Source organism: Vibrio sp. 811, from assembly GCF_033339195.1.
In genome coordinates, this window is record NZ_JAWOUB010000001.1 from 273942 (window position 1) to 299964 (window position 26023).

Consider the following 26023-nt stretch of genomic DNA (forward strand, 5'->3'; position numbering starts at 1 on the left):
CGCTTCACGCATAGTGTTTCCTTCTACGATAAATATATAAATCAACCTCCACTTAGGCAGCTTAAAAACAGCTTCTATAGTTTCGTGAGATATTTATCTACCCTAACGCTGAGTTATTTTAAATTTAACCAATTAAACTACTCTAATATACATTAGCACTTAAAAATAAACATTGTCAGAAGATAAAAGCAATCAATAATTATTACCTATCTATGGTGATAAATTTTTAAATTAATTTATCTATGTCAATTAAAATAATATTTGAGCTGTTTTATTCTTCTATAGAAAAAAAGCCCTCAGCTACAAAGCTGAGGGCAAAGGACTTCAATCAACTAAAAGTGATAGAACTAGCCTTGGTACTTACCAAAAGATTGTTTTAATTTATAGAAAGTAGCTTGTGCGTAATCATCTGGATTACCGTACATATTCTGGTTATAGACACCGGCTTTAAAGTACATATATCTGCCACCTTCGTCATAGCCACTGTCACTCATATCTACGACTTGAACAACATCATCTTTACCATCACGTTTTACCGTAACTGTCATTGTGTTGCCTTTCACATCAATGATGTAGCTGAATTTTTCACCTAGCGCGATGCCATCGTCACCGATTTCACCAGTCATATCACCCACTAAGCTGTAGTAATCCTCTGTTCCAGTTTTGGTTTTTTCGTGAGCAAAGTAAACTGTACCTGTTGGTTGGTCTGGTAGCTTACGATAATAAAGACGAATTGGCTCATCATCTTTGTCATGAATCTGGCCGATAATAAAGCGGCCAACTTCATGCGACTGACCAGTTGTGGTTGCGTGGTCAATCTTCAGAGTCGCTTCAAGCGTACCGTCTACACCACCCGCTTCTTTTTGATCTTCAACTGGTGCAGAACTGAATACCCAGTTATTAGGATTTACACCTTTTGTGCTGTAAGACTTATCACCAGCACGAAGCATGGTACGTAACTCAGTTCGCGCGTATTTAGTGTTTTCAGAAGTTCGAGCGCCTTTCACATAGCTCTTGAATACCATTCCGCCATCATCTGCTGTGTAGAATATATCAGAGTGTTGGAAGCCGTTAGCCAAGTCCCACTCATCAATATCATCAGCACGACCATCTTTGTCATGGTCGAAAGGTGTCGTCAGTTTCCAACGTGTTAAGTCAAAGTTTTCACCCGGTGCATTTGTAGCGAGTGGCTCTTTCGGTAACGTAGGGTAAGGCATCGCTTTAGAAAGATCACACGTCACAGTCGTTTCACAAGGACGGACGATTGGTGCTCCAAAGTCGCCTTTACGATTCTTTTTGAGTAAATCCTTTTGTGCCTTTTGCTCCGCTTTCATTTGCGCAATCATAGCCGCTTCAACGTTAACGACGTCATCAGTAATGATGTGACTTGCCGGACAGGCATTAATTCCGCAATTAACTGCAGCTAACTCAGTAACTGAGTTCCATTGGTTTTTGCTATTACCGTGGCCAACGTAACGAACATAGCGTGCTTTTACTGCAGGCTCAAACTGGAAGCGCTCTAAGCCAAGTGCGCGACCAGAGCTTTGCGCACCCTCAATAACCGTCACCCAGTTTTCACCATCAGTACTAAACTGAACATCAAATTTGCTGACGCGTTCGTTACCTTTGCTGAACGAGGCTTGAATTGCGTCGAACTCATAAACCGAGCCGTAATCCAACATCGCCCACTCACCATCACCATTTGCTGACCAACGTGTCATAATATCTTGGTCAAACAACTGCTCTGGAACATTACCATCATGACTACTCGCCGTTATCGTAACGGGAGTCAGAATATCAGCACCAGTTTCTTGGTTGTTTGGAAATGGATCTACCATGGTCGTCGTACTATTACAGCCCACAGCAAGTAAAATAGAAGAAGCTAACAAGCTTTTGAAGAAAATATGCTTCATGTAATCTAACACCTACAATATAAAAATGAATTAACAGCTCTTTTGCTGTAACAACAATTAGGCAATAACACTCGGGTTAAAAGCTGTATTTAAGGCCAAGGCGTGTTCTCAATTGGCGGTCATCCGTGGTTGAACCATCCTTACCTTTGACATTCCACAATTCAAAGTAAGGACGGAAATCTCCCATTTGGTAACCAACAATTAAGCCAGCATCCCACTCAGAATCTTTCCAATCAGATAAACGCACTTCGTCATAGTTTTTGTTGTAGTTGATCTCATAGCTCAGCTTGACGTTATCAAGGTACTCGTTATCAAACTGACGCATATCGTAAGAGCCTGTCAGTGTCCACTTACCTTGTTCAACTGTTTTCCCAGCAACGCTTACCGAAGTACCATCCGTTAGTGTTTTGTTACCTGCACCATCTGAATAAACTTGAAATTCGTGTCGGTAACGTAAAGCGGTACTTAAGCCAAAAGAGGATTTGTAACCAACACGAACTTGTGGTTTATAAGTGGTTTTTTCGTCATCATCACCAAAAGTAATAGGCATCCCTGGTTGGATAAACCATTGTTTATTTATTTGGTAGCGAACTCCCCAATCAAACTCAGAATCACCAGCAACGAGTTGATCCCAAAAATGCGAGTTGTCGTAACTATGGAATTTTTGTTCAACACCAAAGTTCAGTTTGGTCTGATCGTTAATTTTAGAACTACCACTAATTTTGATACGTTGGGCATAAGTTTCACTCTCATGCTTATATTCTGCGCGATAGTCTAAAGTTGCTGCGGAAACCGCTCCCGCCATTAATGTGGAAGCAACGAATAGGGACATTGTTGTAACTGCTTTCATGATTATATCTCTCTGTATATATTTTTTGGGATACCACTTAAATCCCTGGACCTGATTCAACACTATTGAATTAATGTATGACAAATACTAGTTAATTCATCATGAGAGTTCTGTGATATTAATCATGTAAGTGCCCCTCAACTGACAATTTGTATTATTATATATTCAAAAGTGTTAGCTATGTCTGATTCTAAAACGACCTTTGTAGACATCACTTACAGAGAAATGTTTTAACTCGTTTCATATGATAAAGAAGAAAATTAAAAAATATAAAAAGCAGTAAATTCAATGATTTAAAATCAAAAATCTTGATGTGAAATCAAATTTCTTTCCTAAATCACCTTTAGTTTTTGCTGTTTCTCTATAAAGAAAGCCCTCAACCTCATAAACGTTCAGCTCTTATTGATGTTGATATTCAACTATTTTGTGTGACTTATTCATCACTTCAGTGAGCAATCATTGTATCTAGTGTGAGTCGGATCATTCTATTGATAAAACCATCTAGATGACAGAAACTATTTGTCTAACAATATTACATAAATAAAAACACATAGAAGTGAGTACCTACCATGCAAGTAACAAAAATTGCAGCAGCAATTGCTATTTCCACAGGTTTGTTAACCGGATGTAACACTGATTTAAGGGATGCACCATCGGCTCCCCCACCAACAGAAACTGAGTCTGAGTTGAGCCAAGGTATGTGGGATATTTCAACACCAGCCACTGTGGCGAAATCCGATGATGAGCACGACCTGCCAAACGTCTATGTCTTTGAAGACGGTACGCAAAAGTATTATAACGATGATGATAACTTCGGTACTTACACAATCTACACTTCAACTTATACCGAAGATAAAGATACAGAGACGCTTACATTCAACCTTTATGACGAGAGCGATCTAGGTAACCCTACCGAGTTAACAGGGACTTATGAAGTTTCAAACGGCATGTTAACCATCTCAGGAACAAATGACGGAAACTTCACCGGTAACGATGAATCAGCAAACGATGCGGTGAAAGATGCAGTTGCAGCGGCAAATAATGACGCTGGCGATAACAACGTCGTACAAATTTTGGATACCAATAAAGGTGGAACAGAAGAAGACACCGGTGAGTTACGAATCAAGCTGTCTGATTCAACGAGTGTTTCAGAAATTTCAACAGGCCGACTAACTGTAGATCTAACTTACCAGCATCATGAAGAAACAGAACAGGAAGCCGACGGTTCTGGTGACAATGCTTACATCTCATTTTATGCAGCAAAAACCTCGAATTCCAACTTGCATGGCGAAGTGGCATTTGAAAACGGCAAAATCAAATACCGCGATGCAAGTGGAAACTTGACGGAAACAGGCGACACGTTTGAGTTAGGTGAAAACCTCGCGATAGAAGTCAGTTGGATAGAAAACTTCTTCTCTTTTTCGGTTAACGGTAAACAAATAGGTGAAATGTTACCTGTCGCTGATGGCACCGCTGTAACCTATGTATCACTGAGACTAGGTGATAATGGCAACACTACAAACTTTGAATTAAATGCAGACAACTTGAAGATTTACTCTAGTGATTCGGGCTCTGAAGTGTTGGTTCTAGAAGAGGATTTTGACAACTACATTCCAGGCTTAGACCTTGCGACAATTTACAATAGTGCATCAAGCGAAGCGGTTGTCATTTCAGACGGAAGTTCTAATCCTGATAAACCGTCAGAAGACGTGAGTGAAAACTTTGACTCATACCCAGTAGGAACAAATATCAGTTCAGCAAACTCTAGTTGGAAAGAATACAATACGGTTGCTGATGACTCCTCCACCTTGACCTCCGTGGCTGTAGTAAGTGATGACGTATCAAAGAGCGGCACTAACTCTCTGCTAATATCCGACACAGATACGACCAACAAACCATACGTTACGCGCGAGTTTTCAAACGGAGCAACATCAAACGGTAGCGTGTCATTCGATGTTTACATTCCGTCAGACAACGAAAAAACTACATACATTAATGTTGGCTCAGGTAAAAACAACTCAGATCGTTACTACGAATTGAGAATTTCGGGCAGTGGTAAAGTTGAAGCCGAAGCAGGATCAGATGACGTAGAAATAGGCACTATTACGACTGACGCTTGGAGCTCAATGTCCCTAGCTTGGGATGGTGATGAGATTAACGTTTCTATTAATGGAAAAACGGTTGATGCGCCAAGTCAGTCCGAAACAGGCTTAGACGCAACGAATACACCATCACAACTGACTATTTATGTAGGGGACACAAGTGGTGCTTCAACAAAAGCATATTTCGATAACATCGATTCAAAGCAACTCTAGTGTTATTTTGTAGCACTTGATACTAGGCCAGGCTTTCGAGCCTGGCTTTATTTTTTTACCTCTTCAGAAGAACAAAATTCAACACAATACTCTAAATTCAAGCCAGTCCCAGTGATTGCTTGCTCTATCTTGTTTCTTACCTTTTAAAGAATTCCACTGAAAACAAAAGCCTCATCAAATCGATGAGGCTTAAGTAGAAATCGAGTAGCTCTTAGCTTTCTATTAGTTTCAATTTTGATTTAGCTTGAGCTTAGAAAATGTCACGCTGTTATAGTCACCGTTTTTCTTGTCGACTGAAAAATCACCGGTGCCCGCACATCCTGTACCCCACACAGGGTGAGACTCACTGACGCTACATTGACCATAAGCTCCTGCTTTAAAATAGAACATGTCTTCTGCGTAGCCATGCTCAAAGTCCTTACTATCAATCCCCTTACTGAGATCTATGGAATAAGTCACTGTCTCGTGGCGTTCTGTTTCAAACGTCAAGTTCATCATAGTTCCTTGAACTTCTATCTTGTAGCTGAACTCTTCACCAAGAGCGATACCTGCTTGGCCTGGTTCTTCAAGGTTATCCCAAGTATTTCCCCATACTGGATATGCAATATCAATACGATTTGGATCTTCCTTCGCTAGGTTACGCTCGTAGTTCCAAAATACAGAGCCCATTTTGTGTTCTGGGAATTTTTTATAGAAGATTTTAATGGGTTCATTTCCATGTCCATAACCTTTACCCTCTTTTATTTTTGCATCAATTTTTTTCGCGTGGATTTGACCGACAACAACAGAATGAGCAGGCCCTTTCTCTGGAAATTTGGCGTGTTCAGAAACATGGTTCACTTTCAAGGTCGCTTCCAACGTTCCACCTACACGACTGTGTTTAGCAGCCTGAGGGTGGCTCGATAAAGCCCAATGGTTTGCTAAATCATCGGTTTGAATAGAAAAGTCAGCGCCACGAGGCATTTCACGTAGTTCAGAGCGTGCATTCTTCGAGTTTTTTGTCGTTACCGCTTTATTCTGCACTTCAAACACCAAGTTGCCTTCTTCGTTCAAGAAGAAGAAATCTTTGTGTGAATAACTCAGCATCGCCACACCCTCGATTTCGTCCACTTTTCCGTCTTCATTGATATCGGAAGGAATAGTGATCTTCCAGTTTCGCATATCAAATTTATCGGCAGGGACTGGATAATCAACGCCATTATTTAAATCAGAAGCGATAGCAAGAGTTGGTAAGGTAACAGCCATTGCGGCTACGAGTAGATTGAGCTTCATGTTCAAACCTTATTATATGTAATATTGTCATACATATAATAAGGTTTGCAAAGGAATGATTCGAGGAAAGAAGTTATGATGTGCTCTATTGATCACAATTTATAAACTCGATAAACGCCAAAATGATAAGCTAGACATACTCCTCTTTAGTCCATAGCATCTACGAATATTTTCGACCTAATCCGAAAGTCATAGGATCAATCGTACATTAGCTTGTCTGCCTTATTAATATCGAAACCTTTCAGAGACTTACGTGCTAAATGCCTAAATGGCCATGCCTTAACAATTTCTTCAAACGGCATGATTGCAAACACCCAAAACACTGAAAGGTCCAAGTATAAAATCATCAAAGCACATAACGGTATTGAGATTACCCACTGACCGGTAAAGTTAATCTTAAACACCTCCGTTGTTTTACCTAACGCTCTCAAAATATGACCATGAACGGTGTTATAGCCACGTACTATCGGTAGCAGTATGTAAAGTGGAGCAATCGCGGATAACGCTTTGTAAGTACTCGGGTCTAAGTCGGGATACAAATCAGGAAGAACGAAACTAAGTGCAAAAAAGAAAAATGCTGAAACGAACGAGATCATCACGGCCATATCAATACTAATATCGACATTGTTACGCAGCTCATCCATTTTTCTTGATCCAATTGCTTGGCTAATCGTGATTGCCGATGAATGCGCCCAAGCAGTAATGAACTGAGTACCCGCTTTGATCCAAGGCATCACGATAGTCATAGCGACATAAGCATTTAAGGTCAGTTGCGAGTACAGCAACATGTATATCGTTGCGCCAGTTTGTAACATTGTGACGTTCGCCGCGACGGGGAAAATCTCTTTAAAATGCTTATGTATATTGCTTTTCAATGACGCATCAAGCTTCTTAATAGACAAGATGATAGAATCATCAAGCTTAATGCACATGGTTAAATATAACAGCCGAATACTAATAGCAACCAAACTACCCGCCGCGGCGCCTTGAACGCCAATACCTTCAAAATTAGTCAGGCCGTGAATCAGAACATAAGACATCGCCACGTTGACTGGCAATTCAATCAAATAGCCTTTAAATGGAACTTTGGTCCGTCCAAGCGCATTGAACACCGCAATCATAACCTGAGTAATGGCATTGAATATGACGATGAACTTAGCAATTGCAAGGTAGCATTTTGTCTCCGCATAGAGATCAACGTTATCCGTCAACTTACTGATTAACGCTTCATCAAAGACAGTAATCAACAGCCAGAATAAGGATGCGACTAGAACGTTGATAACTAAAGCTGCCCAGAAACCTTTATTTAACGATAGATAATGACCAGAGCCTACGGCACGGCTAAGTACCAATTGAGACCCATTTGCTAGAGCCATTTGGATACCTAAAACAAAAGAAACTATTGTTGTAGCAATCCCCATAGCAGCAAGTGAAACTTCACCTAATGGCGTAACAAGCAGCGTATCAATCATAAGCATTGATTGCATCAACAAAGCATTAAGAGCAAGCGGCCAAGCAAGAGATAAGTTTTTCTTTATATATGGTTGGGAAAACATTAGTAAACCTTTGTAATGAGGTTAAACGTTTAAACTAAAGAACTCTGTCATTAGGCAAAGTTCATGACAAAAAGAAACGACAGAAAACTCTTTTTAGTCAATAAAATGTACGCAAGCTCTTAACTATTCACGGCGTCGGAAAGCCTCTGATTCTCATCATTTAACAGCGTTTGAGAGGCTAAACGAGCTTGAAATGAGTTTCCGACCATAATTGCATCATAAATTGCACGGTGCTCATTAAGGCAGAACCTCCCTCCTTCAACTGACTTGTCAATAAACACCTTAAATATGGTCGAAAGTATATTGCTGAAGGGAACGTAGAAGTGATTATCGGTACAAAGGAATATCGTTTGATGAAACAAATGATCGTTAGCAATCCACTCATCATAATCGTGACATCGTGCTGCCATCGTCATTCTTTGAAATACAATTGACAACAGCTTTCTTTGCTCAGCATTGGCATTTTGGGCTGCCAGCGCACACGCCTCTGGTTCTATAGCTTTACGCAATCCTAAAAACTGAGATAGAAACGGCTTAGTATCTTCTAAATCTTGGATCCACTCTAAGAGTTGAGGATCAAGAAAATGCCAATAATTTCTTGGTAGTACCGTAGTTCCAACTTTTGGTTTAGAGATAATTAAGCCTTTAGCAGACAGCAACTTCGTCGACTCTCGTAGTGCTGTCCGACTAACACCAAACAACTTACACAGCTCTATTTCACTCGGGAGTTTCTCATTTTGACTTAATTCTCCTGACAATATTTTGCGAGAAATCTGTCTTGCTACTTGTACATGTATCTTGTGATTTGAATTCCCGAGAAGTGAAAACTCTGCCATCTATATTCCTCATTGCCAACAGCCTAAACGACTTGTTTAACTAATAATTAGAAAAGGCCAAATGAAACACGCTTTGAAGGCGGAGACTTTCTGTGTAAATGTAAAGCACTGTTATTTAGCGTCTAAAATCTAACGATCTTATGAATATGATTTTTACTCGCGAGGTATATTGGCCAAACTCAATATTGAATGGTCGAGTAGTAACATCATGCACACCGATCTTTAGTATATAATAATACAATATCACTTTATTTAACAAGAAACCTGATCTTCTATTCAAATTGTGTGCTGTGTATTGAAAATCAGTGAGTACAATAAGTAGGCGCGACTAGAGTTAACTAACATATTGAGCTAACAAATAAATAAGGAATGATGTAAGAATCGGTGGCCTCATCTGTTATACGCTAAGTATCATAATCATGAAGGCTTCATAAAGCAGTCGGAGATTCAAAATGGATTTGTGAAGACAGCTGTTATTACGTAAACATCTTCTTGGTGAGCTACACTTTGGATGATATAGTCCAAGCTTAAATAATACAATTTTAACGATAAGTGATTTTATGTCTGGTGAATTTCATTCTATCTCCGGTTCCAAGCGCAGCTTACATGTGCAAGTAGCTCGCGAAATTGCTCGTAGCATTTTGTCAGGCAAGATCCCTCAAGGGTCCATTCTTCCAGGAGAAATGTCCCTGTGTGAACAGTTTGGTATCAGTCGCACAGCTTTGCGTGAAGCCGTAAAACTTTTAACATCAAAAGGTTTACTCGAGTCACGTCCAAAAGTTGGTACTCGAGTCATCAACCGAGCGTACTGGAACTTTTTAGACCCACAATTAATTGAATGGATGGACGGTCTAACAGAGATAGATCAGTTCTGTCATCAATTTTTGGGGTTACGACGCGCGATAGAGCCTGAAGCTTGTGCACTCGCAGCGAAAAATGCCACTGCGGAACAGCGAATTCAGCTATCAGAAGCATTCCAAGATATGTTGGAAGTCGCTAAAGCAGACGAACTGGACAAAGCGCGCTGGATGGATGTAGATATTCGTTTCCATAGCATTATTTTTAACTCAACCGGAAACGACTTTTTCTTACCGTTTGGGCATGTTCTGACTACAATGTTCATTAACTTTATTGCTCACTCATCTGAGGAAGGCAATACGTGCATCGAAGAACATCGTGAGATTTATGAAGCAATAATGGCAGGCAATGCTGAAAAAGCACGTCAAGCTTCGGCTAACCACTTGTTGGAGTCAAAACATCGCTTACCTGAAGCCAGTTAAGCTTAGGGCTTGGGCGATCTAATAACTAGGCAAAAGCACGCATCTCGCGTGCTTTTTTAATTTCGTTTCCTCCATTCTTTATGGCACACCATCAACATTTTGATATATAGTAATACAAATGTATTTTGAGAATGTTGTGTTATGACCGACTCGCTACTGCCAAATATCATACAGTTTATCAGCCAGATTGATCCGTTTGACAAGGTACCTAAAGGTGCACTTCGCGAGCTTGCTTCATCTGTTAAGATCACTTATTTAAGCAAGGGGGATGTTGTTGATCAGTATTCTTCTAAGAACGAAAAGTCACTTTATATTATTAGAACTGGCTCTATCGAACAGCGTAAATCTGATGGCATATTGAGAGCTAAACTTGGTCCGGAAGATTTGTTTGGCTTCACTTTTCTTGGTAACGAAGTCGAAAGCGGAAAAGAATACAAAGCAATTGCAATCGAAAATTCATTAGTTTATGTAATTCCAAATGCTGCGCTGAAAAAGTTGTGCACTTCTCATCCTGAATGTGCTGAACATTTTGCATCACAAGCTCAAGTACGGCTAAAGTCAGCATTAGATGTCGTGTGGTCTAAGGGTTGTTTATTCGGCGTGTAGAGGAAGTTGCTAGTGGTCGAGTTGCAATTGTAACCGCTGAGCAATCCATTCAGTCAGTCGCCAACGAGATGATCGATAAGTGCTCTCCCTGCGCTGTCGTTTATCGTGATAATAAAATAGTTGGACTGATTACCGACCGAGATATGACAAAGCGAGTCATCGCCAAAGGATTAAGCATCTCAACACCAGTCGTCGAAGTCATGTCGCCTGATCCTAAAACAATTCATCCTGACGATTTAGTTCTACACGCAGCCTCCATTATGATGCAGTACAACATAAGAAATTTACCCCTAGTCAGAGACAATAACGTCGTTGGCGTTTTGACAACAACGCACTTGGTTCAAAACCATCGAGTCCAAGCAATATTTTTAATTGAAAAGATCAAATATGCTGGCAGTGTCAAAGCTTTGTCTAGTTTTACGTCTGAGCGCCAAGCTATTTTTGAAGCATTAGTCGAAGGACGGGTTTCACCAGAAATCATTGGTAAAGTGATGACCATGATTATGGATGCGTACACTCGTAGGTTAATACAAATAGCCATTGATAAGTTGGGAACACCTCCCTGTGACTTCTCTTGGATTGTGGCAGGCTCTCATGCTCGCCAAGAAGTACATATGCTGTCAGATCAAGATAGCGCCATCGTATTAGATGATTCGGCAACAGATAACGACCGTATCTACTTCAAACATTTAGCAATGATAGTAAGTAATGGCCTGAATAAATGTAACTATCCATTGTGTCCAGGGAAGTTTATGGCAGCGACCCCTAAATGGTGCCAGCCTCTCTCTGTTTGGAAAAAGTACTATAAGAAATGGGTGGCAAATCCTGAATACGAGCGCCTCCTCAATATCAGTGTCTTTTTAGAAATCCGAACCGTTTATGGAAACAAAGACTTTGAACAGATACTTCGCGATGAGCTTCACTCTAACATCAACGCTAATAGAGAATTCCTTACGATGTTAGTTAACGATGCGGTGAAAACAAACCCACCGCTAGGAATATTCAATAGCCTAGTATTACAAAAATCGGGAGAGAACAAGAAAACGCTCGACGTAAAAAAATACGCGATTAATCTAATCATTGATCTTGCAAGGATTTATGGTCTTGCAGTTGAATGTGACCTCACTGCAACTGATGAGCGTTTTAAAGCAGCTAACGAAAAAGGGCTGCTCAGCCATGACGCGTACAAAAATATAATAAACGCATATCAATTCATCTTGTCGTTTCGATTTGCCCATCAATTAGAAGCACTAAAAAGTGGAGATGAGCCAAATAACCACATTGACCCCAATACGTTCGGTAGTTTTGAACGTCAACATTTAAAAGACGCGTTCCGCATCATTGCAGATCTACAAGAAGTCGCCAAACTCCGTTTTGGGAGCCGATAATGAAGCGCTTACTTGAGTACTTTCATCCATTGACACGAAAAAATCGTCAGAGACAAAAGCACTCTAAAAAGAAGCACATCCCTCTTTATCTTAAAAAGCTGCTTCGCTCGCCAAATCTGGACATAAATCAACGAGCTTTTGACACTGAGTTCATCGTTCTTGATCTTGAAACAACTGGCTTAGACAGTGAGGAAGAAGTCATTCTTTCCATGGGCTGGGTAGAGATTCGACAAAGCCATATTGACTTAGCAACAAGCCAACACCTTTATGTACATAGCGACTCAAAAATCAAGCCCGAAACCATAGTTGTTAACCATATTACCCAACAAATGCTGACTGATGGAATCTCTATTCATGAAGCAATGCGGACATTCTTTAAAGCAGCAGAAAACAAAGTTATTGTTGCGCACGGATGTATAGTCGAAACTAGCTTTATTAATCAATATTTACAGCGAGTTTTCAACATAAAAGAGTTGCCGCTCATTTGGATAGACACCTTGCGAATAGAAAAAAGGTTACAAAGAGCTATCAATGCTTCCGATGAATCAGATGTGACTCTAGCAGCGACAAGGGAACGTTACGGGTTACCCGCTTACAACGGCCATAATGCACTTGCAGATGCAATTGCAACTGCAGAGTTACTATTAGTTCAACAAACCCGTATCGCACCTCAGACAAAAGCGACAGTCGGGCCCCTTTATCGGCTTAGCCTGTAATCATCCAGATCACAGGCCTATTTGCTAAACATGTTCTCTGTCACAATTTGGTATCATCAGCATTTACCTTAATTAATAATACAATATCATTAATAGGGTCGGCGTTAGCAAAATGCAGCGAATAGCCATTGTCACTTGCCAACATCAAAGCGAGTGTAAACTGATTAGTTGCTCCATATCATAACTACATTTTAGAGAGCTTAGCATTGCATGTGCGCAATGATTGTCGAAGATCTAGCAGCGTTACATAAACAACCGAATTCAGGTGATGTCCCCTCGAACGTCATCTGCAGTGGTTAGTAATCATGTAAAGCCGCTGTTGCGAACTTCAGCCGACAGCTCGCGGTACTAGTACCGTTTGGCCCATGCAGTACAGGCTTGCATGGGCTTTTTTTAACAATCCTACATCAATCGATGTTATATCCCTCTGCCAGATATGCATAAATCCGCGTCCATTCTTATTAGAGGACTTAAGATTCTTTATAAGTATATTCATAGAACCCATGCCTAAACTCGACACTTTTAGCAGCTTCAGAGAAAAGCAATATCTGACACCGATCACTTGTATGATTAATTAAAGGGTTTATTACGCCTTACTGGTCACGATTTTGAGTTATTGTACTACAAATAAGGGGAGCGAACGTTACTATTACTTAGGACAATAAACTACTTCAAAGGTCTAAAGATGGAACTCAATACTCTCATTGTGGGCATCTATTTTCTATTCTTAATCGCAATAGGTTGGATGTTCAGAACTTTTACTAGTACTACAAGCGACTACTTCCGAGGTGGCGGTAACATGCTTTGGTGGATGGTTGGAGCAACGGCGTTTATGACTCAATTCTCTGCTTGGACATTTACTGGCGCCGCTGGTAAAGCCTACAATGATGGTTTTGCTGTCGCCATTATTTTCCTTGCAAACGCGTTTGGTTACTTCATGAACTTCGCTTACTTTGCACCGAAGTTTCGTCAGTTACGCGTCGTAACTGTCATAGAAGCCATTCGTATGCGTTTTGGTACAACAAACGAACAAGTATTTACTTGGTCTTCGATGCCAAACAGTGTTGTCTCTGCAGGTGTATGGCTTAACGCCCTCGCTATTATAGCTTCAGGTATTTTTGGTTTTGATATGACAGCAACCATCTGGATTACCGGTTTAGTTGTACTTGCGATGTCGGTAACTGGCGGCTCTTGGGCGGTTATCGCCTCCGATTTCATGCAAATGGTCATCATCATGGCGGTAACGATCACATGTGCAGCCGTTGCTATTGTTCAAGGTGGTGGCGTTACTGAAATTATCTCTAACTTCCCAGTCGCAGAAAGTGGGAGCTTTGTTGCAGGTAACAACCTGAACTACTTAAGCATCTTTAGTATTTGGGCGTTCTTTATCTTCGTTAAGCAGTTCTCTATTACAAACAATATGTTGAACTCTTACCGTTACCTAGCTGCAAAAGACTCTAAAAATGCAAAAAAAGCAGCTTTGCTAGCATGTGTATTGATGCTGGGTGGAGTTTTCATTTGGTTCATGCCTTCTTGGTATATTGCAGGCCAAGGTGTTGATTTAGCGGCAGCTTATCCAGATGCTGGTAACAAAGCAGGCGACTTCGCGTACCTATACTTCGTTCAAGAATACATGCCAGCAGGTATGGTTGGACTTCTGGTCGCTGCAATGTTTGCTGCTACGATGTCCTCTATGGACTCTGGTCTTAACCGCAATTCAGGTATTTTCGTAAAGAACTTTTATGAACCGATCGTTCGTAAAGGCCAAGCATCAGAGAAAGAGCTAGTCGCAGTTTCTAAAGCAACATCGGCGGTATTTGGCGTTGCAATTATTCTAATCGCGCAGTTTATAAACTCTCTAAAAGGTCTGAGTCTATTCGACACTATGATGTACGTTGGTGCGCTCATCGGGTTCCCAATGACAATTCCAGCGTTTTTAGGCTTCTTTATCAAGAAAACTCCAGACTGGGCCGGTTGGGGAACTCTAGTCGTGGGTGGCATCGTTTCCTACCTTGTTGGGTTTGTTATCACAGCTGATATGGTGTCATCGGCGTTTGGCCTTGAGGAGTTGACTAGCCGAGAATGGTCTGATGTGAAAGTAGCAATAGGTCTAATCGGACACATGACGCTAACTGGTGGCTTCTTCATGTTGTCGACTCTATTCTACAAGCCTCTAACTGACAAACGCCAAGCAGATGTCGATAAGTTCTTTGAAAACCTATCAACGCCTCTTGTAGCAGAATCAGTGGCACAGAGAAAACTCGATAACAAGCAACGTCAAATGCTGGGTAAACTTATCGCGGTCGCAGGTATAGGTGTCATGTTTATGGCTCTGCTACCTAACCCAGTATGGGGGCGCTTAGTGTTTATTCTATGTGGTGCCATCGTCGGAGGTGTTGGTCTACTACTTGTAAAAGCTGTGGATTCAAGCGCTGAACAAGCCTCTGAACCTGTGACAGAAAGTTAAATCTCTTATTCTAATAAACGCGGCTATTCTTTGGCCGCGTTTTTTAATTCTAAGTTCCCAGTACGAACACTTCACCCTTTTACGAAGACATATCATCTTGTCTAGGGTTATCGAATTGCAGCTTTATTTTGTCATTCGATAAGGCTAAACCAGAACGTGATAATCTGATCGAGTTAAAAGTGCAGCCTACCTTGCTTAAGTAAACGCCCCAAAGCCATCCAAATACCTGATGAAGTAAAGATCTCGGCTCGTATACTTTGTTGCCACTTCGTGATTTAGACTCGCTAGTCCTTTACATCACTACCTAGTCTACAAGCCAAACTATTCCCGCTGAACAAACCATCTCGGGATTACTTAGGTACACTATTTTCTCTTTTTGCAGATGGCACAACAACCGCTACCAATAAAGCTAACAATAGGAACACAGGGCTAAGCATTAATCCATGCCAGATTGAATACCCATCATGGAACAGCCAGAATATACCAAGCGTCAGTAGGTACGAAAAGTAGCTGCAAAACACCAAGCTAATCGCGACAAAGCGCTTTTGATTAATAATAAGAATCCGCACTAGATACTGGCTAAGAATACCAGAGCAGCGCATGGCAAGTTGCCAATTAATGATAAAGAAAGCAAGCGCAATAAACCCAGCTACGACCAGTGCATCATGCGTGCTTAAAATGAAGTAGCTACCAAATCGGCTTATGATGACCGGATAATCGCCTTCGTATATCGTTGACCAAGATATTGCGTTCGCTGCTGCTACGTAATTGGCAAAATAAGCAATAGCGTAGAAAGTCGTTTGAGAACTGAACGGCTGAAATACATCCCTACAAAATCCTCGCCATTCTTCTTTGTTGGCGGTAGGCCCTACCCAGTCACGTTTTTTTTGGGCGGTACGCCCGGCAAACTCAGGCTCGTTGCGAAACAACAGCCAAAATATATAGAGTGCAAGTATAACCAAGAGTATTGAAAACATACCCTTCCCCCTCAGAAATTATCGGCGCCACTGCCAATGGCGTTGGGGTCGTAAACTGCACTTCCCTGCTATACCTATTTGATTTATCAAAGACTTATTATTTTATTACCACCAAAATTCATTTAATGGCATGCTAAACAGCGATATTTTCACGCTTTGTGCGTGAAGTTCGAAAGCCTACTTTTAGGTTTAGCACAAAAATAGCTACAGCAAAGCGTAAGAGAGGGTTTCCGCACCCATCAATGAAGATGAGGCGTTAAGCAGAAGCTGCGACCGCAATGAGAAGAGAAGGATTCAAAGCGGTCATGCATGGGCGAGAAAGCAACTATTTCTCTAACTTTTCTTCAAATACACCAATCTCTCTGCCCAACCAAATCGCGCGTTCTGTGTGATCGAGCAACTCTTCTTCGCTTACTGGGTGAATAAGCACAGAAAAATCGCCTCGAATCGTATCAAGCCACGCCAAGAACTCTTCACTCAATGATTCTAGATGAATTTCAAACATCGGCATTTTGTGTGGGCCAACTAACCGTCCAACTAATGGAAACACACGCAGCACATCTTGACGCTCTTGACGGATGATCTCGTTCAAGGCTTGCGCTTTATCTTGTTCTCTTAGGGGAAAATAAACATGAGCGTGGTACATAACTTCTCCATAATCACTTCCGCTTGAGCACCACCTACTTTGGATAAGCTCAAGGACTGCCGAGGGTATACATTTGTAATGCCGTCACCCTACCTTGATTCCACTCAGTTGGGAAGAAGTTATGCATTCTCATAAGGTCGAGGCTTCGAGCACAACAAAAATTTGCAATTCATCATATAGCAACTGTTTGAGTTGATTCATTAATAATGACTCACTTTGTCAAATTTTACAGCCAAATTTTGTTGCAAATATGTTTCATTAACCAGTAATTAAATTCGAGTTTAAAAATGCCACCAACAAAATAGCAGCATATTACTCTGCAAAATCAGGGTGTAAGCAAAACTTTACTACTGAGCGAAAGTCAAAATGAAGCATAATTTAACAATTTGTTTACACTTATTGTATCTGGCTATACCACGATTTAGTTAGAGGGTTAGATACAGAAAAGCCTTTCTCTGTATCTTGCGGTGAAATAATCGCAGCGATGTTATCGACAAATAGTTTAAGGGACGAACAGATGCCTACCGCTATCGAAAGCACACGCAACCTTAGGTATGGCCTTTGCGCTGATATCAGAGTTTGAGTACCCATACAAACTCTGGTTTTGTATGAACAGCTGCAGTCCAAAAGACCCGCAGCGTCAAAAGGAGCTTGAGATGAACGTTCAGGCATTACCCATGCATCGGTTTATCGACCATCGTGGGGACCTCGTCGGCCAACTACCCAACTGGGCTGACACTGAAACATTGGTCGGGTTTTACCGAGATATGGTATTAACTCGCACTTACGACAACAAAGCAGTTGCCTTGCAACGCACCGGTAAGCTAGGGACCTATCCCTCACACTTAGGCGCGGAAGCCATAGGCATTGCGGTCGGCAGAGCACTTAAAGCCGATGATGTGTTTGTTCCTTACTACCGCGATATGCCTGCGATGTGGTGTCGTGGCATTGGCATGGAAAAGAACCTTCAATACTGGGGTGGCGATGAGCGCGGGAGTGATTTTGCTCCTGAAGGCAGTCCGGTTCCTAGCCGAGACCTTCCCTACTGTGTACCCATAGCGACGCAATGTACGCATGCTGTCGGGGTGGCTTCCGCACTAAAAATTCAAGGTAACCATGAAGCTGCGCTAGTCATGTGCGGCGATGGTGGTACATCCAAAGGGGACTTTCTTGAGTCAATAAACTGCGCAGGTACTTGGAATATTCCACTTGTTTTCGTCGTAAACAATAACCAGTGGGCAATTTCAGTGCCGCGTAGTCTCCAATGTGCCGCCGATTTCTTATCAGAAAAAGCGCAAGGTGCAGGTATACCGGGTATTACTGTCGATGGTAACGATGTCGTCGCCGTTTATGATGCAACTAAAACCGCCCTTGAGAGAGCAAGAAAAGGGAAAGGCGCAACACTCATCGAAGCGGTGAGTTACCGACTGAGTGACCACACTACGGCCGATGATGCGACTCGTTATCGTAAAGAAGATGATGTTCAAACTGCATGGCAATACGAACCTATCGCACGTCTTAAAACGTACCTCCTTAATCAAGGCGCTTGGAGCGACGAACAAGAACAGCAATGGCTAGATTACTGTAAAGAGCAAGTAGAGTTAGCTGTTGAACGCTATCTGAGCTTACCGCCACAAGCACCAGAAACCGGTTTCGATTATTTGTATGAATCGCTACCTCAAGAACTTCATGCACAAAGAGATGAGCTCATCAACAAGGCAATGAGAATGCAGGGAGGCAGACATGGCTGAGCTAACGTTGGTTGAAGCAGTAAACCTTGCCCTGCACCACGAAATGCAACAAGACCCCAATGTTGTCGTATTAGGTGAAGACGTGGGCGATAATGGTGGTGTATTTCGTGCCACTGTTGGACTCAAGCAAGAGTTTGGTCTTAAACGAGTCATCGATACGCCACTCGCTGAAGCCTTAATCGGCGGGGTTGCGGTCGGTATGGCAACGCAAGGATTACGACCTGTCGCCGAATTTCAATTTCAAGGTTTCGTTTTTCCTGCGATGGAGCACTTAATGTGCCACGCGGCTCGAATGCGTAACAGAACTCGCGGTCGGCTCACTTGTCCCGCGGTTTTTCGTGCGCCATTTGGCGGCGGTATCCACGCTCCGGAGCACCACTCAGAAAGCGTGGAAGCGCTATTTGCTCACACTGCTGGATTTAAAGTGGTGATTCCTTCTTCTCCACAACGCGCATACGGCTTACTTCTCGCTGCAATTAGAAGCAATGATCCCGTCATGTTCTTCGAACCGAAGCGCATATATCGCACCGTTAAATCTGAAGTCGTTGATAACGGCGAAGCACTCCCACTCGACACCTGCTTCACCTTGCGTAAGGGGCGAGATATCACGCTCGTTACTTGGGGCGCATGCGTCGTAGAGTCACTTCAGGCCGCACAAACCTTGTCTAGTCAGGGAATTGAAGTCGAGGTGATTGATTTGGCGAGTATTAAGCCAATTGATACCGCGACGATTTTCAGCTCACTAGAAAAAACTGGACGTTTACTCGTTGTTCATGAAGCGAGTAAAACTTGTGGTGTGGGCTCTGAGCTATTAGCTCGAACCGCTGAACATGCCATGTGCTTACTTAAAGCCCCACCTAAACGAGTAACTGGAATGGACACCATTATGCCTTATTACCGTAACGAAGATTATTTCATGGTTCAGGAAGAAGACATTGTGACCGCGGCGCGCGAACTCGTGGAGGATTGGAAATGAAGACGTTTAATTTACCCGATCTCGGTGAAGGTCTCGCTGAGTCAGAAATTGTCAAATGGCACGTTAATGTCGGAGACATGGTTAAATTAGATCAAGTGATCTTAACCGTAGAGACAGCAAAAGCGACGGTAGACGTCCCTGCCCCCTACTCGGGCCGTGTGGTCAGCCGTCATGGTGAGGAAGGTGAAATCGTCAATATTGGTGCATTACTGCTAGAGATTGATGAAACAGGTGCCGGGAGAGAAGTAACGGCAGAGAAAAAAGCCACTGCTGACGCCGCAACCGTCGTCGGTAGCGTTTCTCACCAAGCGCATCATGTAAACGTTGATGATTTCTGGATAGGTGGCAACCACAACACGACAGAAAGTAACCTCGTTACCGCCCTGCCTTCGGCTCGCTTGTTGGCACAAAAACTTGGGGTAGATCTTAACCTCGTGTCAGGTAGTGGCCCGAACGGACTTATCGTTGATGCCGATATTTACGACGAAGCCGGAAAACAGCGTCCAGGCACCGAAGTTTTGAAAGGCGCTCGACGTACCATGGTGTCGTCTATGACCGAATCGCACGAACATGTTGCCGCCGTAACCATTACGGAAGAAGCGTTGTTGGAAGATTGGCTGCCAAACGAAGATATCAGTATCCGCCTTGTTCAAGCGATTGTTCACGCGTGTAAAGAAGAGCCTGCTTTAAACGCTTGGTTTGATGCCGAAACCATGACACGCTGTGTACACACAACGGTCAATGTAGGAATTGCAGTAGATAGCCGTCATGGATTGTACGTACCAGTCTTGCGCCACGCAGATGAATACGAGCCACAAGATGTTCGTCGTTGGCTCGATCAAACCGTTGAAGGGATCAGAGAGAGAAAAATCGGTCGTGAGCAATTGCAGCACGCGACGATTACGCTTTCCAACTTCGGCGCGATTGCTGGTATTTACGCAACACCTGTCGTCACACCGCCACAAGTCGCTATTGTCGGCGCGGGCCGAATACTCGACCGAGTTGTGATAAGAAATGGTCAAGCAATTTCGGTGAAAGCAATGCCGCTATCCGTAACGTTTGATCATCGCGCTTGTACTGGTGGTGAAGCTGCAAGGTTTACGAAAGTACTTGCAGAGCACCTGCAACGTCCGAGCGAAAAGTAACTTATTAAAATCAAATGATAAAGGCTTCCAATTTGGAAGCCTTTTGTTTTAGGGAACAAGACTATATCTACAGCTTCTCTAACAGCTCAGGCATTACCACAAACAAATCGCCGACCAATCCATAATCTGCAATGTCAAAAATAGGCGCATCAGGATCGCTATTAATTGCAACAATCACCTTGGAATCTTTCATTCCCGCCAAATGCTGGATCGCGCCAGAAATTCCGACGGCAATGTATAACTCCGGTGCAACAATTTTGCCGGTTTGTCCGACTTGATGGTCATTAGACACATAGCCCGCATCGACCGCCGCTCGTGACGCCCCTACCGCTCCACCTAGCTTGTCAGCCAATTGTTCTACTAAAACAAACTTCTCTTTACTCCCGAATGCACGCCCCCCCGACACCACTACTCTAGCCGCTGGCAATTCTGGTCGCTCACTTTCTGGCGTTTGTTGCGAAACAAACTCACTAAGTTTATTGATAATCACCGTGTCGACTTGAGTAAGCTTAGGGACAACTGGCGTGTCAGATAGCTCTGCGGCATCAAAAGCCGTACTTCTTATGGTCATCACTTTATAGGGATCATTCGACGTGACTCTCGCCAATGCATTTCCAGCATAAATTGGACGAATCACCGTATCGATAGACTCGATTGTCATCACGTCAGAAAGTTGACCAACATTAAGCAACGCCGCCACACGAGGCATCACATTCTTACCAAATGTACTGGCAGGAGAAAGAATGTGTGAGTAGTTTTTGGCTACTTGTGAGATCAAAGGTGCGATATTTTCCGCTAAGCCATGTTCATATCCCTTCGCATCAACCCAGATAATTTCTGCAACACCCTGAACGCAATTCAACTCATCCAAAACTGATTGGCACTGATAACCAATAAGCAACACAGAAACAGGAAGCGATTTATCATCATCCTTAATCTCAAATGCCGCTTTAATTGCACACAGCGTCCCTACAGCCAACGATTGGTTGTCATGCTCTGCGAGCACAAGTGTTGCTAATGGTCGGTCTTCCATGGTCATGCCTCATATAACACGTCAGATCCATTACTTGAGCTTAGTCCACTTCACGTTAACGTCAACTGAGCTATAGTTTTCTGTATAGAAACCAAAAACCTGTCACGCAGATGACGATAATAGAAAGGAAGCATAAAGATGGAACGAGAATGCATGGAGTTTGATGTCGTGATCGTGGGGGCCGGACCTGCGGGCTTAAGTGCAGCTTGTCGACTAGCTCAACTCAACCAAGACAGTGAAGATGACGCACTTTCAATTTGCGTTGTAGAAAAAGGCTCAGAAGTGGGTGCACATATTTTATCTGGCGCTGTTTTTGAAACTAGTGCCTTAGATGAGCTTTTCCCCAATTGGAAAGAAATGGACGCCCCGCTAGCAGCCTCAGTTCAACGAGATGATTTCCTTTATCTTACTACTAAACAAAACCATATTCGCGTTCCCCACTTCCTTACACCGCGTCCAATGATAAATGGCGAGAATAATTACGTAATTAGCCTTGCCAACCTTTGCCGTTGGCTCGCTAACCAAGCAGAAAATCTTGGGGTGGAAGTTTTTCCGGGCTTTGCCGCTGCAAGCATCAATTATGATCAGACTGGCGCCGTGACAGGCATTAACACGAGCGATATGGGACTAGATAAGAACGGCCAGGCCAAACCTAACTTTGAACCAGGTATCGAGCTAAGGGCAAAATACACCCTTTTTGCTGAAGGTTGTCGCGGACATCTGGGTAAAGAACTTATTCAAAGGTTCGACCTAGACGCAGGAAAGCAACCACAGCACTACGCGCTTGGCCTAAAAGAGATATGGGAGTTACCCACTGACAGTAAGGATGTATCTGGCAGTGTTATCCACTCCGCTGGCTGGCCCTTGAGTGAAACAAATACTACAGGCGGCGGTTTTCTCTATCACATGGAGAACAACCAAATCGCCGTGGGGCTTATTGTCGACTTGAATTACAGCAATCCTTACTTGAGTCCGTTTGACGAATTTCAACGCTTTAAACACCACCCTGCTATTGAACCACATTTGAAAGGTGCTCAGCGCATCGCTTACGGCGCAAGAGCCATTGCGAAAGGTGGGCTTTCCTCTCTGCCGAGACAACAATTCCCTGGCGGTTTATTGATTGGTTGTGATGCGGGGACTTTGAACGTTGCTAAAATTAAAGGCAGCCACACAGCAATGAAATCCGGAATCATTGCAGCAGAAGCGGTACATACGGCCCGACAAACTGGAGCTTCTGAGCCAGACTACCAGTCGTTGTTTGAATCATCATGGTTGTATGACGAACTCGCTGAAACGCGTAACTTTGGTGCGAACATTCATAAGTTTGGCAGCATACTGGGCGGTGCTCTTTCGACTTTTGAACACAACCTGTGGCAACCACTGGTTAAGAAGCCGTTACCTTGGTCTATCAAGGACTATTCGCACGATCATGAGCAGTTAAAACCTAAACAAGAGTGCCACCCAATTGCATACCCAAAACCAGATGGTGAAATCAGTTTTGATAAGCTTTCGTCGGTATTTTTGTCGGGAACACAGCACGAAGAGAATCAACCTTGTCACCTTGTTCTGACTTACCCTCACATTCCAATTGATGTTAATTTAGGTATGTATGACGAACCGAGTCAGCGCTATTGCCCCGCTGGGGTTTACGAAGTGGTGGAAGTGGATAATAAGTTGAAGTTTCAGATAAATGCCGCCAACTGCGTGCATTGCAAAACCTGTGACATCAAAGATCCTTCGCAAAACATCACGTGGAAAGCACCAGAAGGTGGCGGTGGACCGAGCTATCAAAACATGTAGATACGTTAGTATGTTGACGATCTAACAAATGGATAAACAAACCGATTGGCAGAGCCTCATTACTCCTGCCAATCGGCAAAATGATCAAGCAAGAAGTCGATAGCCAATCGCGCTCGTAGAGGTAGAAAGTGACGATTCTGATAAACAATCCAGCTGCTGTTGCCACTTCCCCAATAGGGCTCTAGGATTGGCACCAAACGACCAGACGAAATAGCATCGTTGAAACTGCTCTTCGGTAAGTACGCCACACCTAATCCTTCTGCACAGGCTTGCAAGACCGTGTGTGCGTTATTGCTCTTCCATCTGCCCTGCACTTTTACGCCATCTAAAGGCTTGCCGTCTTTTTCAAACAACCAAACGTCTTTGTTGGCAATAATGCAGCTATGACGCTTGAGTTGCTCGGGGTGCGTTGGCAAACCATGTTCATCGAGATAACGCTGACTGGCTGCCGCTGCCATGGGACGATCCACCAGCTTTCTCGCAACCAAGCCTGAATCACTCAACCTACCGTAACGAATGGCAAAATCGAAACCATCTTCAATAAAGTTGACCATGCTGGTGTTGAAGTTGATTTCTACCGTGAGATTAGGATGTTGCTTGGCAAACGCCATCAAGGCAGGCGCTACATGGTTTTCAGAAAACGCACCAGCGGCACTCACACGTAACGTACCACTCAATTGAGTTTGCTGCGTGGTGAGTTGCTCATTGGCTTGCTGAAGCCCAATCACCAACTCTTTACACTGTTGATAATACGCTTGCCCCGCTTCCGTTAGACTCACCATTCTTGTCGAACGTGCTAACAAAGCGACACCTAATCGCTCTTCTAATCTTGTGACTTGGCGACTGACATGACTGGTACTGCAACCTAACTGTTTTGCCGCTGCAGAAAACCCTAAGCTCTCAGCAACCGTAACAAACTCATTGATGCCTTCAAAACTGTCCATACTTACCTTTGCTATATAGCAATAATGTTTTGCCAATTAATCGTATTATCACTTATTTGTTTAGCAATTAGTATGAAGGTGTTCAACAAATACACGTAAGCCAAAAAGGAAACCATCATGAAGAAAGTACTCATCATTGTGACGAACCATGCGACTCTTGGTGAAACTGACCAAGCAAACGGAACTTACGCGCCAGAGCTCACTCATGCCCTTAGCGAGCTACTAGGTGCAGGCTTCGATTACGACATTGCCTCTATCAAAGGTGGACAAGCACCACTGTACGGAACCGACATCGAAGGCGACGCAGTGAACGAGAAAATTTTGGCGGATGATGATTTCCAGAACCGCATCAACAACACGATTCCAGTGTCACAAATCAACGGTGACAACTACAATGCGATCTTCTATCCGGGTGGTTTTGGTCTTCTTTCAGACCTAGCGAGCAACGAAGATTTTGCCAAGATTTCTGCAAAACACTATGAAGATGGCGGTATTGTTGCAGCAGTTTGTCATGGTCCGGGCGCTCTTCTTCCTATCACGCTTAGCAATGGCGAAAAGCTGCTTGCGTCTAAATCAGTAACAGGTTTCACTCGCGAAGAAGAGATCGACTTCGGCACCATCAACGATATCCCATTCCTATTGGAAGAATCTCTTGCACGCAGCGCAGCGCGCTACTCTAAAGTGCAACCATGGCAAGAGTTTGTAATTGTGGATGATCGTGTCATCACAGGTCAAAACCCAACGAGCGCACACGGCGTAGGCAGAGCGATTGTTGAACACCTAGCTTAAACGCGCCGGAAACTACAACTATCCTAGAAGAGGAAAGCGTGCTTTGTCATGCTTTCCCTTGCTACAGGCGATCGCAAGATGCGCTTATACTTCTTCCCCTGCCTCGTCCTCTTCTACGATATCCGTTTCTTGGCTCGCCTCTTCCAACCATTGCTGTAAAGATTCACTTGCTAGCACCTTCTGTTGGTAAGCTTTGGCACCTTCGGATAACTCGATACCGTAAGTTTGGAAACGCAATGCCACAGGTGCATACATAGCATCAGCTATCGACCATTCTCCAAATAGCCAACCGTTGGGATACAGCTTGGCTTGTTCTGCCCAAATAGCGTCAATGCGTGCAATATCTTTACGTGCACCATCCGTTAGAACGACTTTTCTGCGCGCGCGGATGTTCATTGGGAGTTCGTTTCTTAAATCAAAGAACCCCGAATGCATCTCTGAGGCAATGGCGCGTGCTTTAGCTCGTTCTACGGAGTTGCTTGGCCATGCTTTGCCTTGTAAGTATTGCTCGTTAACGTATTCCAAAATCGCTAATGAATCCCACACGGTTGCGTCACCATCCACCAAGGTAGGTACTTTCGCCGTTGGTGTAATACCTTCCAAGGTTTTGTAAAAATCTTCCGTGAATAATTTGAGCTTGGTGACTTTCACATCCAATTTGAATTGAGAAAAGATCAGCCATGCGCGAAGTGACCAGCTCGAGTAGTTTTGGTTAGCAATAAACAGTTTCATGACGCCTCCATGCGGTTCGTGTTTTGATTAC

General features: G+C 43.2%; 20 protein-coding genes and 1 pseudogene. 10 read left to right on the forward strand and 11 right to left on the reverse strand.

Features of this window, described 5'->3' with window-relative positions; all coding sequences use genetic code 11:
* Positions 1-347: 347 nt before the first annotated feature.
* Both R7Q46_RS01200 and R7Q46_RS01205 read right to left on the reverse strand, forming a co-directional pair.
* Positions 348-1913: a polysaccharide lyase family 7 protein gene (locus R7Q46_RS01200; protein ID WP_213871161.1), complete on the reverse strand. Its 1566-nt coding sequence runs from the start codon at positions 1911-1913 to the stop codon at positions 348-350.
* A gap of 76 nt (positions 1914-1989) precedes the next feature.
* Entirely contained in the window at positions 1990-2763 is a 774-nt protein-coding gene (locus R7Q46_RS01205) for an oligogalacturonate-specific porin KdgM family protein (protein WP_017634227.1), read from the reverse strand.
* 569 nt (positions 2764-3332) lie between these two features.
* On the opposite strand from R7Q46_RS01205, the gene R7Q46_RS01210 reads away from it, so the two are divergent.
* Positions 3333-5078, forward strand: a complete 1746-nt coding sequence (locus R7Q46_RS01210) for a hypothetical protein (RefSeq protein WP_318077233.1) — start codon at positions 3333-3335, stop codon at positions 5076-5078.
* Between the two features lie 228 nt (positions 5079-5306).
* Here the strand turns inward: R7Q46_RS01210 and R7Q46_RS01215 are convergent, their stop codons facing one another.
* The 3 genes from R7Q46_RS01215 to R7Q46_RS01225 form a co-directional block, all read right to left on the reverse strand.
* Complete coding sequence (locus R7Q46_RS01215; protein WP_213871163.1) at positions 5307-6350, reverse strand: polysaccharide lyase family 7 protein; 1044 nt, start codon at positions 6348-6350, stop codon at positions 5307-5309.
* Between the two features lie 197 nt (positions 6351-6547).
* Entirely contained in the window at positions 6548-7837 is a 1290-nt protein-coding gene (locus R7Q46_RS01220; RefSeq protein WP_372584768.1) for an MATE family efflux transporter, read from the reverse strand.
* A gap of 188 nt (positions 7838-8025) precedes the next feature.
* Positions 8026-8742: a FadR/GntR family transcriptional regulator gene (locus R7Q46_RS01225; RefSeq protein ID WP_213871164.1), complete on the reverse strand. Its 717-nt coding sequence runs from the start codon at positions 8740-8742 to the stop codon at positions 8026-8028.
* A gap of 560 nt (positions 8743-9302) precedes the next feature.
* Between R7Q46_RS01225 and R7Q46_RS01230 the strand changes: the two genes are divergently transcribed.
* The 4 genes and pseudogenes from R7Q46_RS01230 (at position 9303) to R7Q46_RS01245 (ending at position 15199) form a co-directional block, all read left to right on the forward strand.
* A complete protein-coding gene (locus tag R7Q46_RS01230) occupies positions 9303-10022 on the forward strand; it encodes a FadR/GntR family transcriptional regulator (RefSeq protein WP_005388529.1) in 720 nt (239 codons plus the stop codon).
* Positions 10023-10163: 141 nt separating this feature from the next.
* Positions 10164-12016: pseudogene (locus R7Q46_RS01235) on the forward strand (putative nucleotidyltransferase substrate binding domain-containing protein).
* Positions 12016-12732: a 3'-5' exonuclease gene (locus R7Q46_RS01240; RefSeq protein ID WP_053307763.1), complete on the forward strand. Its 717-nt coding sequence runs from the start codon at positions 12016-12018 to the stop codon at positions 12730-12732. The pseudogene R7Q46_RS01235 and the gene R7Q46_RS01240 overlap by 1 nt, the downstream one beginning before the upstream one ends.
* Before the next feature lie 685 nt (positions 12733-13417).
* The gene (locus tag R7Q46_RS01245; protein WP_031781211.1) at positions 13418-15199 is read left to right on the forward strand and encodes a sodium:solute symporter family transporter; all 1782 of its coding nucleotides are present in this window, start codon (positions 13418-13420) and stop codon (positions 15197-15199) included.
* Positions 15200-15549: 350 nt separating this feature from the next.
* On the opposite strand, the gene R7Q46_RS01250 is transcribed toward R7Q46_RS01245, so the two are convergent.
* From R7Q46_RS01250 to R7Q46_RS01260, 3 genes are all read right to left on the reverse strand, one after another.
* On the reverse strand, positions 15550-16176 hold the full coding sequence (locus R7Q46_RS01250; RefSeq protein WP_318077234.1) for a hypothetical protein: 627 nt from the start codon (positions 16174-16176) through the stop codon (positions 15550-15552).
* Between the two features lie 325 nt (positions 16177-16501).
* Entirely contained in the window at positions 16502-16822 is a 321-nt protein-coding gene (locus R7Q46_RS01255) for a DOPA 4,5-dioxygenase family protein (protein WP_005375836.1), read from the reverse strand.
* Positions 16823-17218: 396 nt separating this feature from the next.
* Positions 17219-17413 carry a hypothetical protein gene (locus R7Q46_RS01260; protein ID WP_152560954.1) on the reverse strand — a complete coding sequence of 65 codons (195 nt, stop codon included), beginning with the start codon at positions 17411-17413 and terminating at the stop codon, positions 17219-17221.
* A 65-nt stretch (positions 17414-17478) separates the two neighbouring features.
* On the opposite strand from R7Q46_RS01260, the gene pdhA reads away from it, so the two are divergent.
* From pdhA to R7Q46_RS01275, 3 genes are read left to right on the forward strand one after another with little or no spacing between them, the layout of a single operon-like run.
* Positions 17479-18573 (forward strand): pyruvate dehydrogenase (acetyl-transferring) E1 component subunit alpha, encoded by a 1095-nt coding sequence (gene pdhA, locus R7Q46_RS01265; RefSeq protein WP_025998586.1) that lies wholly within the window; start codon positions 17479-17481, stop codon positions 18571-18573.
* On the forward strand, positions 18566-19549 hold the full coding sequence (locus R7Q46_RS01270; RefSeq protein ID WP_017634235.1) for an alpha-ketoacid dehydrogenase subunit beta: 984 nt from the start codon (positions 18566-18568) through the stop codon (positions 19547-19549). Before pdhA ends, R7Q46_RS01270 begins: the two co-directional genes overlap by 8 nt.
* A complete protein-coding gene (locus R7Q46_RS01275; protein WP_175413489.1) occupies positions 19546-20694 on the forward strand; it encodes a dihydrolipoamide acetyltransferase family protein in 1149 nt (382 codons plus the stop codon). The genes R7Q46_RS01270 and R7Q46_RS01275 overlap by 4 nt, the downstream gene beginning before the upstream one ends.
* A gap of 67 nt (positions 20695-20761) precedes the next feature.
* Here R7Q46_RS01275 and R7Q46_RS01280 read toward each other — a convergent pair whose 3' ends face one another.
* A complete protein-coding gene (locus R7Q46_RS01280; RefSeq protein ID WP_005375829.1) occupies positions 20762-21727 on the reverse strand; it encodes an electron transfer flavoprotein subunit alpha/FixB family protein in 966 nt (321 codons plus the stop codon).
* Between the two features lie 138 nt (positions 21728-21865).
* On the opposite strand from R7Q46_RS01280, the gene R7Q46_RS01285 reads away from it, so the two are divergent.
* Complete coding sequence (locus R7Q46_RS01285; RefSeq protein ID WP_318077235.1) at positions 21866-23527, forward strand: electron transfer flavoprotein-ubiquinone oxidoreductase; 1662 nt, start codon at positions 21866-21868, stop codon at positions 23525-23527.
* Between the two features lie 59 nt (positions 23528-23586).
* On the opposite strand, the gene R7Q46_RS01290 is transcribed toward R7Q46_RS01285, so the two are convergent.
* On the reverse strand, positions 23587-24471 hold the full coding sequence (locus R7Q46_RS01290; RefSeq protein ID WP_005388553.1) for a LysR family transcriptional regulator: 885 nt from the start codon (positions 24469-24471) through the stop codon (positions 23587-23589).
* Between the two features lie 117 nt (positions 24472-24588).
* Here R7Q46_RS01290 and R7Q46_RS01295 point away from each other — a divergent pair, with 117 nt between their 5' ends.
* Positions 24589-25260 carry a type 1 glutamine amidotransferase domain-containing protein gene (locus R7Q46_RS01295; RefSeq protein ID WP_318077236.1) on the forward strand — a complete coding sequence of 224 codons (672 nt, stop codon included), beginning with the start codon at positions 24589-24591 and terminating at the stop codon, positions 25258-25260.
* An 84-nt stretch (positions 25261-25344) separates the two neighbouring features.
* Here the strand turns inward: R7Q46_RS01295 and R7Q46_RS01300 are convergent, their stop codons facing one another.
* Positions 25345-25992: a glutathione S-transferase family protein gene (locus R7Q46_RS01300; RefSeq protein WP_170893283.1), complete on the reverse strand. Its 648-nt coding sequence runs from the start codon at positions 25990-25992 to the stop codon at positions 25345-25347.
* Positions 25993-26023: the final 31 nt, after the last annotated feature.